This is a genomic window from Streptomyces sp. NPDC046379, from assembly GCF_055587785.1.
Genome location: NZ_JBVJFP010000014.1, coordinates 56,037 through 67,720, shown reverse-complemented (window position 1 = coordinate 67,720; position 11,684 = coordinate 56,037). Strand labels below are relative to the sequence as shown.

Sequence of the window (11,684 nt, the reverse complement as noted above, 5' to 3'; positions counted from 1 at the left end):
GCCGGATGCAGGCTACGTGAGGGACGCGGTCATCTTCCAGGCGGAACAGGGGAGTTCACCTGGATGTTCCGTTCCGTGCGCCCGGAGGGACCCATGGGGCGGGCACCATAGGATGCGCGCCATGCGACGCGACCCTGCTTCCGCGCGAGCGGCCACCGCCGCCGTGCTGGCCGCCGTCCCCGTGCTCCTGGCCGGATCCGGACCCGCCCTCGCCGCCGACGACCCGGTGCGGCTGCCCGTCGTCCGCACCGAACTCGCCGGCGACGAGGCCTGTACGGGCGCGTCCGCGCGGACGGCCCGCAGCGAGCCGTGGACCGCGCGCGCCCTCGGTCTGTCCCGCGCCTGGCGGTACTCCCGCGGCGCGGGTGTGACCGTGGCCGTGGTGGACACGGGCGTCGGCACCTCGATCCCGGCGCTGGCCGGGCGGGTGGAGACGGCCGGAGGCGGGGGCGGCGACTGCGTCGGCCACGGCAGCTTCGCCGCCGGGCTCATCGCCGCCGCGCCGGCCGAGGGCGTGGGCGCGGCGGGCGTGGCGCCGGCGGCGCGCATCCTCGCCGTACGGGGGACCGCGGAGCGCGGCGCGACCACGCCGGACCTGCTCGCCGACGGAATCCGCACGGCCGCGGACGCCGGCGCCCGGGTGATCTACGTCGCCCGCGCGCTGCCGGCCGGTCAGAAGGAGCTGACCGCCGCCGTCGCCCACGCCGCCGACCGCGACGCCCTGGTGGTGGCCCCGTTCGCGCCCGACGCGCTGCCCGGGGACAGGTTCGCCGGAAACGACGAGGAGAAGGCGCAGCCGTTGTGGTACTGGCCCGCGGCCGTGCCGGACGTGCTCTCGGTGATGGATTACGGCGCCGGCGGCGGGCGGCCCGAGGACGCGCCCACGGCCCTGTCGGCGGACCTCGCGGCCCCCGGCGACGCGGTGGTCGGCAACGGCCCCGAGGGCGCCGGCCACTACCTGGGTTCGGGCTCCTCCCTGGCGGCGGCGCACGTCGCCGGGGCCGCGGCCCTGATCCGGTCCCGCCATCCCGGCCTCACCGCGTCCGAGACCGCCCGCCGTCTGACGGCCACCGGCTACCCGTCCTCGCCCCCGCGCCTGGACGCCTACGCGGCCCTCACCGCCGTCCTCACCGACCCCGCCGGCGCGGCCCCCCGGCCGGCCCCGGCCGACCTGCCCGAACCCGCCCCGGACGCCCCGCGCCACCGCGCCGTGCTGATCGCCTCCGCGGGCGGCGCGCTGGTCGTGCTGGTGGCGGCAGCGGCGGCGGTGATCCCCCGGGGGCGGGCCCGGGGGTGGAAACCGGCGGAGTGACCGGCCGGGGGCGGGGGAGCGGGGCGGCTCCCTGCCCGGCCACGCGGTCGGCCGCGCCCCGGGCCCCGAGCGCGGCCGGCCGCGCTCGGAACCCGGGGCGCGCGCTCAGTCCCGCTCCCCGCCCAGATACGCCGTCTGCACCTGCACCGTGCGCCGTCTGGCGATCCGGCTCGCGCGCCCCGGCGGCAGCAGGCGGCCCTTCGCGTTGCCGACGACGTAGCCCTCGGACGGCGGGCAGGACAGCAGCAGGGTCGGGGTGTTGACCTCCTGGAGGCGGCGCATCAGATGGTCGCCCATCGCCCGGCCCGCGCCCGTCGCGGCACGGGCGACCACCATGTGCAGCCCGACCTCCCAGCCGAGGGCCAGCTGGTCGAGGAGCGGGTCGAACGGGGCGTTCATCGGGCCCGAGCCCAGCATGTCGTAGTCGTCGACGAGGACGAACAGGCGCGGCCCGTTCCACCAGTCGGCGAGCCGCATCCGGGCCGGCGCGATGTCCGGGCCCGGCACCCGCGTCCTCACCGCCCGGGACGCCCCGTCGACCAGGTCCCGCAGGGCGTCGATGGAGACGGCGTGGCCCAGCCGGTAGTCGTCGGGGATCGCCTCGACCAGCTCGCGCCGGTAGTCGACGACCATGATGCGGGCCTCGGCCGGCGTGTACCGCTTCATGATGGCGCGGGCCGTGAGCCGCAGCAGATTGGTCTTGCCGCTCTCGGTGTCGCCGATCACGATCATGTGCGGGCTCTCGGCGAAGTCGTGCCACACCGTGGCCAGTTCGTCCTCCTCCAGGCCCAGCGGCATCCGGAAGTCCCCCTCCGGCTCGGGCAGCGCCGACACCGGCAGCTCGGCCGGCAGCATCCGCACCCGCGGCGCGCGCGGACCGGGGCGGCTCTCCTCCACCGCGGCGACCAGAGCGGCGACGCCCTCGGCGAGGTCGTCGGCCCGCTCCACCCCGTCGATGCGGGGCAGCGCCGTGAGGTAGTGCAGCTTGCCGTCGCGGGTCAGACCGCGCCCGGGGACGCGGGGCACCGTCGCGGCCCGCCGGATGTCGATCTCGGAGTCCATCGGGTCGCCCATCCGCAGCTCCAGATGGGTGCCCGCCTGGTCGCGCACCGCCGAGGGCAGCTCCACCCAGCGGGCCGTGGTGACGATCAGATGGACGCCGTAGTTCAGGCCGCGCGAGGCGATCGCGCTGAAGGTGGGGATGTGCCGGTCGTAGTCCTGGCGGACCGTGGACCAGCCGTCGATGACCAGGAACACGTCCCCGTGCTCGTGGTCGGCGAACTCACCGGCCGCCCGGCGCCGCCGGAACGTCGCCATGGAGTCGATGCCCTGCTCCAGGAAGAACTTCTCCCGCGCCGCCAGCAGCGTGTTGACCTCGGCGATCGTACGGCCCACCCGCTCGCCGTCCAGCCGGGCCGCGACGCCGCTCATGTGCGGCAGCCCGTCCAGGCCGGCCAGCGTGCCGCCGCCGAAGTCCAGGCAGTAGAACTGCACTTCGCGCGGCGTGTGGGTGAGCGCGAGCGCGGTCAGGAGGGTCCGCACCATGGTCGACTTGCCGCTCTGGGGTCCGCCCGCGATCGCGATGTGCCCGCCGACGCCGGACAGGTCGACGGTCAGCAGGTCCCGCAGCTGGTCGAAGGGCCGGTCCACGATGCCGATCGGCACCTTCAGCCGGCCCCGGTCGGGCCAGCCCACCGTGGTCAGGCCCAGCTCCGGGTCGGGGGTGAGCGGCGGCAGCACCTGGTCGAGGGTGGCCGGCAGGTCCAGCGGGGGCAGCCACACCTGGTGCGCGGGCGGCCCCGCCCCCAGGAGTCTGCCGACGGCGACCGAGAGCAGGGTGTCCTCGCTCTCCTCGGTCTCCGGCTCGGGCTCGGGCAGGTCGGGCACCGCGCGCGGGACGACGTAGCCGTCCGTCCACGGCACCGTCTGCCCGGCCGCGCGGGCCTGGCTCGCGCTGCCGCGCCGGTGCCGGTAGGGGCCGGAGACGTAGGCGGCCCGGAACCGGGTCAGCGCGTCCACGCCGGACTTGAGGAAGCCGCTGCCCGGCGCCGGCGGCAGCTCGTAGGCGTCCGGCACGCCGAGCACGCCCCGGCTCTCCATCGCGGAGAAGGTGCGCAGGCCGATGCGGTACGACAGATGGCTCTCCAGCTGGTGCATGCGGCCCTCGTCCAGCCGCTGCGAGGCCAGCAGCAGATGCACCCCCAGCGACCGGCCGAGCCGGCCGATCATCACGAACAGCTCCATGAACTCCCGGTGTGCGGCGAGCAGTTCGCTGAACTCGTCGACGACCACGAACAGGCTGGGCAGCGGCGCGAGCGGGGCCCCGGCGGCGCGCGCCTTCTCGTACTCCAGCGCGGAGGTGTAGTTCCCCGCGGACCGCAGCAGTTCCTGACGGCGGATCAGCTCGCCGTGCAGGGCGTCCTGCATCCGGGAGACCAGCGCCGCCTCGTCGGCGAGGTTGGTGATGACGGCCGAGACGTGCGGCAGTTCGTCCAGGCCCAGGAAGGTCGCGCCGCCCTTGAAGTCCACCAGGACGAAGTTGAGCGTCTCGGAGGAGTTGGTCAGCGCCAGGCCCAGCACCAGCGTGCGCAGCAGTTCGCTCTTGCCGGAGCCGGTCGCGCCGATCAGCATGCCGTGCGGGCCGGTGCCGCCCTGCGCGGACTCCTTGATGTCCAGCTCCACCGGCTGGCCGTCGGCGCCCACGGCGATGGGCACGCGCAGCCTGCTCGGGCCGTTGCTGCGCCGCCACAGGGTCTGCGGGTCGTGCCGGTACAGGTCCTGGATGCCGAGCAGGGTGGTCAGTTCGACGTCGGTGGCCAGCGGTTCGGTGGCGTCGGTGCCCATGCCCATCCGGTAGGGCGCGATCCGCTTGGCCAGAGCGGTCGCGCCGCGCGGGCCGAAGGAGTCGGGGCGGCCCAGGCGGGTGGTCTGCTCCTTGCGGTCGCGGTCGGTGCGCACGAGGCAGAAGTCGTCGCCCGTCACGTCGAAGCGGAGGGTGACCCGGCCGGGCCGCCAGGTCAGCGCGCCGCCGAGGTCCAGCACGACCGTGTTGCGCAGCCCGGGGCCGTCCAGCCGGTGGCCGCCGGGGACCGTGCCGCCGTCGACGACGATCACGGTGAAGGGCTCCTCGCGGCCGGGCACCGCGTCGGGGTCGAAGGGCGGGCGCTCCAGGAACTCCGCGCCCAGCAGGTCCTCCAGCTCGTTGAACGCCGACCCGGTCATCCGGGCCGGTCCGGCGCCGTCGGTCTCCTGCGGATGCAGGTGGTGCGGCAGCCACTTGGCCCACTCCCACTCCGCCCGCCGCTCGTCGGACACGCACAGCGCGATCCACAGGTCGTCGGGGGAGTGGAAGGTCGCCAGCTGCGCCACGATCGCCCGGGCCAGCGCGCGGATGCGCTCCTCGTCGCCGCGGAACAGCACCCGCGCCCAGGCCCGCAGATAGATGGCGATGGGCTGGTCGGGGACGGTGGCGTAGGCGCGGATGAAGCTGCGCAGGGCGTGCGCGGCGAGCGGTTCCAGGTCCTCGACGGGCGTGCTCGCCGTGGGGTTCAGGCGCAGGCCCAGCTTCTGGTCGCCCACCGCGACGCGCACCTCGGCGAAGTCCTCGTCCTGCGGGCGGCGCTCCCACAGCCGGGTCGACCCGGTCATCGACCACAGCGCCGCCGGCTCCGGGTGCCGCCAGGCCAGCGCACGCTGCTGGTCCATCACGGCGGCCCGCACCTTGCGCCGGGTCTGGGCGAGGTAGCGCAGATAGTCCCGGCGCTCGCCCTTGAGGCGCTGCTTGCGTTCGCTGTTGCGGCGCATCACCTGGCCGAGCATCATCGCCGCGGACGAGACGACCATCAGGCCGAGCGCCAGGTAGATGAAGCCGCTGCCGCCGCTCGCGCCGGGGCGGATGAACATCAGCATCATCGACACCGACATCAGGGCCATCGGCAGATAGGTCCACACGGCGGAGGAGTCCGGGACCACCTCGGGAAGCGTCGGCGGCTCCTGGAGGGTCAGTTCTCCCTCCGGCATGTCGGGGCCGCGTCGGCGGGCCGGCCGGCGGAACAGAACGACACTCACCGTACGGTCTCCTCAATCGAGCGGCCACGGCTTCCGGGGCGCGCGCTCACGGGTGGGGCGAAGGGTGCAGCGGGGTCGGGGTCACCCCGAAGAGACGGTTGATACTACGATCAATCAAGCTGAGCACCAACCAACTCCCGCAGCGCACTAGGCCGTTGACATGCGCCGACGAACTCCGGAAGGCGTGAGCAAGACCGATGAGTGACAACCAGGTGGCAGGTCTGTGCCGCCTGACCGTACGCGCCCCCGCCCGCACGATCGACCTCGCCGTCCCCGCCGACGTGCCGGTCGCCGACCTGCTGCCCGCCGTGCTCGGCTACGCGGGCGACGACCTGGAGGAGGCCGGCGTCGAGCACGGCGGCTGGGTGCTCCAGCGCCTGGGCGGCGAGCCGATGGACGAGGAGCGCACCCTCGACTCCTTCGACCTGCGCGACGGAGAGACCGTCTACCTCCGGCCCCGCGTCGAGGCGCTGCCCGAGGTGCACCTGGACGACCTGGTCGACGGCATCTCCACCACCCTGCGCGACCGGCCGCACGGCTGGACCCCGGCCGCCGGCCGCGCCGTACTGCGCGGCCTCGCCGTGGCCGCCCTCGTCGTCGGCCTCGTGGTGCTCGCGCTGCCCGGCGGCTCCGGCGCCACCCGTGCCCTGTGCGCCGCCACCGTCGCGCTGCTGCTGCTCGCCGGCGCCGCCGCGGCGAGCCGCGCGGTCGGCGACGGCGGAGCGGGCGCGGTCCTCGGCCTGATGGTCGTGCCCTACCTCGCCCTCGCCGGCTGGCTGCTGCCCGGCGGCGACATCACCGGGGAGCACGGCCAGGAGATGCTCGGCTCCCGGATGCTGGCCGCGTCCGCCGCCGGAGCGGGCGGCGCGGTCCTCGCGCTCGCCGCGGTCGCCGCGTACGCCGCCCTCTTCCTCGCCCCGGCCGTCCTCGCCGCCTTCGGCGCGCTGGCCGCCGCCGTGATGCTGCTGGCGGGCCTCGCCCCGCACGAGGTCGCCGGCGTCACCGCGCTCGCCGCCGTGCTCCTCGGCGCCTTCGTGCCCAGCCTCTCCTTCCGGATGGCGGGGCTGCGCATGCCCCCGCTGCCGACGAACGCCCAGCAGCTCCAGGAAGGCATCGAGCCGCACCCCACCGCGGTCGTCGCCACCCGCTCGGTGCTCGCCGACGGCTGGATGAGCGCCCTGTACGGCGCCGTCGGCCTGGTCTGCGCCGGCTGCCTGACCGTCCTGGCCCGCCGCTCCGGCCTCGCCGAGGTGTTCACCGCCCTGACGCTGGCCGTGCTGCTGCTCCTGCACGCCAGGGGCCTGGGCAACGTCTGGCAGCGGCTGTTCCTGGTCGTGCCCGGCGCCTGGGGACTGGCCCTGATGGTGTTCTCCGCGGCCCAGGACGCCGCCCCCTCCGGGCGGCTGCTGACCGCGGCCGGGCTGCTCGCCGTCACCGCCGGGATCGCCATCGCCTCCTGGACCGTGCCCGGCCGGCGCATGGTGCCGTACTGGGGCCGCGGGGCGGAACTGCTGCACTCGGCGGTGGCGATGGCGCTGCTGCCGCTGGTGCTGTGGGTGCTCGGTGTCTACGGGGCCCTGCGGTCCCTCAACGGCTGAGGGAGGACGCGGTGCAGTCCAAGCGCGACCAGGTACAGGCGCACATGTTCGTCATGGGGCGCCTCACCTCGGCCATGCTGCGCGGCGACCCGGACGCCCCGGAGAGCCCGCAGGGCAGGACCAACCGGGGCGTCGCCATCGGCGTCGTGATCGCCGTGCTGCTGGCGGCGGGCGCCTTCGTGCTGGGTCTGTTCAAGCCCGGGACCAAGGACTCCTGGAAGGAGGCGGGCACCCTCGTCGTCAACAAGGACACCGGGTCCCGCTACCTCTATCTCGACGGCCGGCTCCGCCCGGTGCGCAACTACGCCTCCGCCCGCCTGCTGGCCGGCGCCGAGATGACGGTCGCCTCCGTCGGCGCCCGCTCCCTGGCCGGCGTCCCGCACGGCGCACCGGTCGGCATCACCGGGGCGCCCGACGCGCTGCCCGCCGCCGGCGACCTGGACACCGGGCCCTGGCAGGTGTGCTCGGGGACCGTCACCGGCGAGGTCACCACCGTCCTCGCCGTGGGAGCGCCCGCCGACGGGGCCGGGCTGAGCGCCGACCGGGCCCTGGTGGTGACCGGGCCCGACCGGGCCGACTACCTGGTGTGGCGGGGCAGCCGGCTGCGCCTGAACGACGACCGCGGCGCCTCCCGCTCCCTCGGCTACGACACCGCCTCCCGCGTCAAGGTCTCCGCGGCCTTCCTCAACTCCCTCCCCGCCGGCCCGGACCTGTCCCCGCCGGACGTCCCCGGCGTCGGCGCCGAGGGTCCCGAACTGGGCGGTCGCGAGACCCGGCTCGGCCAGGTCTTCCAGGTCAGCGCCCCCGGCTCGGACGCCCGCTACTACCTGCTGCGCCGGGAAGGGCTGACCCCCCTCACCGCCACCGGCGCCGCCCTGCTCCTCGGCGACCCGCGCACCCGGGAGAAGGCGTACCGCGACCAGCCGCCCGCCGCCGTCGAACTGGGCGTGGACGCGCTGGAGGGCCATACGGCCGCGGTTCCGCCGCTCGACCTCGCCGACCTGCCCGAGACGCCGCCCGAGGCCGCCGGACTGGAGCGCGGCCGGACGGTCTGCGCCCGGATCGAGGGCGGCGGCACGGGCGCCAGGGTCAGCGTCGCCCTGGCCCCGGCCGGGTCGCTCGGCCCGGCCGCGCAGCCCGCGCCCGAGGGGCTGACCCCGGCCTGCGTGCCCGTCGACCGGATCACCGTCCGTCCGGGCGGCGGGGCGCTGGTGCGCGCCCTGGGCGCGGGGGGCGGGGCCGTCGGCGCCACGGTGTACCTGGTGACCGACACCGGCATGAAGTACCGGGTCTCCGACACGGCGTCGCTGGCCGCCCTGGGGTACGGAACCGGCCAGGCGCGCGGGCTGCCCTCGCCGCTGCTGGCGATGCTGCCGACCGGCCCCGACCTCGGCCGGCAGGCGGCGGTGGCCGGACGCGGCCGGAGCACGGCCGTCCCCTGCGCGACGCCCGGGAAGGGCGAGCCGGGCGCGGCCCCGCCGACGAAGAAACGCTGACGTTACCGATACATGAAACTCGCTCAAATTCGGCCGACCAAAGGTCGTTTGACGAGGCGTCATGCCAGTATGACCGCGTTGTTTTCGCTACTGTCTGATCAACTGATTGAACTTTGAAGATCAGGCCGAGCGGCGTGACCATCTCAGGAGGTGCGGTACATGGCAGGCTTCCAGCAGTCAGAGGAACAGGCGACACGGAACGGCATCCAGGCCCTCGAGTCGGCGTTCACCGGAGTCCAGAACTGCCGGCAGGACGTCGAGAACATGAAGTTCAACCTGGCCTCGGGCCTCAAGGGTTCGGACGGCAAGGCCTTCCAGGACCTGCTGAAGCTGTGGGACGACCAGGCCGAGATCATCTCCAGGAACGTCCGGGACATGGTGGACACCCTCAACGAGACCCTCCGGGTCCAGGGCCTGACCCAGGGTTCCAACAACGAGTCCATCAACAACGCCTACACCCAGTCGCAGAGCATCTTCGACGCGCTGCAGGGCTGATCCCCCGCCCCTTTTCCCACCTGTTGCGAGACGAGGCCCCCACATGAGCGACTTCACCGACGGACAGATCTACGTCGACTACCGGCACATGTCGAACGCGGCGGACGACATGGTGCAGCAGACCAGGGCGATCGCCAGCATCCTGGTCAACCTGGACGCCGAACTCCAGGCGCTGAAGCAGACCTGGGAGGGCGAGGACCGCGCCGTCTACGACAAGAAGCAGGCCGCCTGGAACCAGGCCGTCGAGGCGATGCAGAACCTGCTGGAGAACCACTCCCGGCTGCTGACGGACGTCTCCGGCAACTACCAGTACAGCGAGAAGTCCCTCACCCAGCTGTGGAGCGAGGTGCGCGTCGGTCGCTGAACCGGCCCCTTCACGACCCTTGAGACCGGGCGGCGGCCCGTCGCGGCGTACGACGGCGGGCCGGCCGTCCGGCGTCCCGGCAGCGACAGCACCAGCCCCCGCAGGAGCAGGACATGGCGGACACCCCCACGGTCAATCTCGACAAGGCCTGGCTGGAGAACTTCCTCAACCACGACATCCTCAACTTCCGCAACGAGCTGACGAAGATCCTCAACGACGGGATCGGCCCGAGCGGCGAGATCGTCCCGGCGCTGGCGAACCTCCTGCCCGAGGGCCAGATCCCCGAGGGCTCGCTGGCGGGCGCGGTGCGCCCGCTGACGATCGGCTCGATGGCGAACGACGACCGGACCAACGGCAAGGCGCTCGTCGCGGCCGTCACCGAGCTGATCAAGGCCATCGACCTGATCATCGAGCACCAGAAGACGCTCTTCGAGGACATCGACGACAACCTGCGCACCAGCATCGACAAGCTGTTCAAGACCCAGGGCGACAACCTCGCCAAGATCGACGGCGACAAGCTGCTCGACATCTTCGAGGACGTCGACGACTCCCTCGGCGGCAGCTCCGAAGAGGACGACGACTAGGGGACGCCCGACGTCCGACGTCCGCCACCCCCGGTCCCCGCCGTCGATCTCCGCCTCCGCTCAACCGCCCGTCAACGGAGTCCCACCGTGCCCGAAGAAAACGTCATCCCGCTCACCTCAGACAATGACGCCTGGCAGAAGGCGGTGGCGCTGTTCACCGGGTACGAGGCGCCGCAGCGGCACACCCTCTTCGACAAGCTCCTCGGCAACGAGGGCATCAAGCAGATGAAGGTGGAGATCAGCAAGCAGCGCAGCGTCGACTACGTCGATCCCAACGACTTCAACTGGCGGGTCGAGAACGCCGGTTACCGCATCGAGAACACCGACTTCGTCATCCCGTTCTACATGACGAGCGGCGACAACGCCTCCGCGGGCGACCAGGTCTCGATGTACAAGGCCCGCATCACCATGCTCGGCAACCACAGCACCGACTCGCCCCCCGCGGGCGGTGTCGTGGAGGGCAAGGAGTTCAGGAGCCAGTACGAGAACCACCTCGGCCTCAGCGGCGACAAGGCCGTGTGGACGACCGCCCCGCTCACCCAGTACGCCTACGGGACCGGGCGCGCCCTGGAGGCGCTGCTCAACAACACCACCGGCACGCACGGCTTCTCCTGGAACGGCATCAACGTCGCCAACGAGAAGGCCGTCGCCCTGTCGTCGTTCGACACGGCCGCCGCCGCCTTCGACCGGGTCGGCCAGTTCTTCAGCGACCGGCAGAAGACGGTCGCGGAGTGGCAGCGCCGGGTGGGCGCCGAGCAGGACGACGCCTGGCGCGGCCAGGCCGCGGGCGTGTTCTGGAACCTGATCCACACCATCAACCGGCAGTACGAGGGCTACGCCAAGGACATGGGCTATGCCGGCGGCCGGTCCAAGCAGGGCAACGAACTGCGCGAGGCCGGCACGGCGTTCCGCAACGCCGTCCTCAAGCTGCACTCCAAGTGGGCGCACTGGGAGCTCTACATGGGCAACCCGCTGCGCTGGCTGCACGACCTGCTGGTGGAGATCACCGACCATGTGTGGGAACGCAACATCAAGCTGATCACGTACAAGGTGAACAGCTCCGGCGGCATGTACCCCACCTACTACACGACCTACCACGCCCAGGGCGGCTTCGACCAGACGGCGACCCGGCTCGGCAAGAACGACAACTTCGGCCCGCTGGACCAGCTGAGCACCTGGAAGGCGGTGGGGGAGCGGGCCGTGCAGAACTGGCAGGCGTCCGTCATCGAGCACCTGGTGGAACCGGCCAACGCCGCCCTGGACGAGATCCACAACAAGTGGGGCTCGAAGAACATCGACCTCGGCTCGGTCCGCACCCGCGGTGACGAGGACCTCACCAGTTCCTACCAGGAGGACAAGACCGAGAAGGAGAAGGAGGCGGCGGAGAAGGCCGCGGCGGAGGCCAACAGGAAGAACGAGGAGTTCATGGCCTGGCAGAAGGCCGAGGCCGAGCGGGCCAGGGCCGAGGCCGAACGCCATCGCAAGGAGCAGGAGGAGAAGGAGAAGGCCGCCAAGGCCGAGCAGGAGAGGAAGGAGGCCGAGGCCAAGGCCGAGCAGGAACGCAAGGAGAAGGAGGCCAGGGCCGAGCAGGAGCGCAGGGAGAAGGAGGCCGAGCAGAAGCAGGCGGAGGCCGAGGCCAGGGCCGAGCAGAAGGAGGCCGAGGCGAGGGCGGAGCAGGAGCGCAGGGAGAAGGAGGCCGAGCAGAAGCAGGCGGAGGCCGAGGCCAGGGCCGAGCAGAAGGAGGCCGAGGCGAGGGCGGAGCAGGAG

General features: G+C 73.1%; 8 protein-coding genes. 7 read left to right on the top strand and 1 reads right to left on the bottom strand.

All coding sequences use genetic code 11. The annotated features are described in order from the left end of the window. The first annotated feature begins 121 nt into the window (after positions 1-121). Positions 122-1,312 (top strand): S8 family serine peptidase, encoded by a 1,191-nt coding sequence (locus tag ACZ6KF_RS23900; protein ID WP_469239966.1) that lies wholly within the window; start codon positions 122-124, stop codon positions 1,310-1,312. A gap of 105 nt (positions 1,313-1,417) precedes the next feature. Here ACZ6KF_RS23900 and eccCa read toward each other — a convergent pair whose 3' ends face one another. Beyond that, the gene (eccCa, locus tag ACZ6KF_RS23895; protein ID WP_469239964.1) at positions 1,418-5,380 is read right to left on the bottom strand and encodes a type VII secretion protein EccCa; all 3,963 of its coding nucleotides are present in this window, start codon (positions 5,378-5,380) and stop codon (positions 1,418-1,420) included. 197 nt (positions 5,381-5,577) lie between these two features. Here eccCa and eccD point away from each other — a divergent pair, with 197 nt between their 5' ends. The 6 genes from eccD to ACZ6KF_RS23865 all read left to right on the top strand — a co-directional run. Then, entirely contained in the window at positions 5,578-6,978 is a 1,401-nt protein-coding gene (gene eccD / locus ACZ6KF_RS23890) for a type VII secretion integral membrane protein EccD (protein WP_469239962.1), read from the top strand. 11 nt (positions 6,979-6,989) lie between these two features. Further along, positions 6,990-8,474: a type VII secretion protein EccB gene (eccB, locus tag ACZ6KF_RS23885; RefSeq protein WP_469239960.1), complete on the top strand. Its 1,485-nt coding sequence runs from the start codon at positions 6,990-6,992 to the stop codon at positions 8,472-8,474. Positions 8,475-8,633: 159 nt separating this feature from the next. Next, the gene (locus ACZ6KF_RS23880; RefSeq protein WP_356631158.1) at positions 8,634-8,969 is read left to right on the top strand and encodes a hypothetical protein; all 336 of its coding nucleotides are present in this window, start codon (positions 8,634-8,636) and stop codon (positions 8,967-8,969) included. 43 nt (positions 8,970-9,012) lie between these two features. Then, positions 9,013-9,333 (top strand): WXG100 family type VII secretion target, encoded by a 321-nt coding sequence (locus ACZ6KF_RS23875; protein ID WP_356631160.1) that lies wholly within the window; start codon positions 9,013-9,015, stop codon positions 9,331-9,333. 113 nt (positions 9,334-9,446) lie between these two features. Further along, positions 9,447-9,917 (top strand): type VII secretion system-associated protein, encoded by a 471-nt coding sequence (locus tag ACZ6KF_RS23870; RefSeq protein ID WP_356631162.1) that lies wholly within the window; start codon positions 9,447-9,449, stop codon positions 9,915-9,917. 87 nt (positions 9,918-10,004) lie between these two features. Then, the coding region (locus ACZ6KF_RS23865; protein ID WP_469239959.1) for an AAWKG family protein at positions 10,005-11,684 on the top strand (1,680 nt) is incomplete at its 3' end.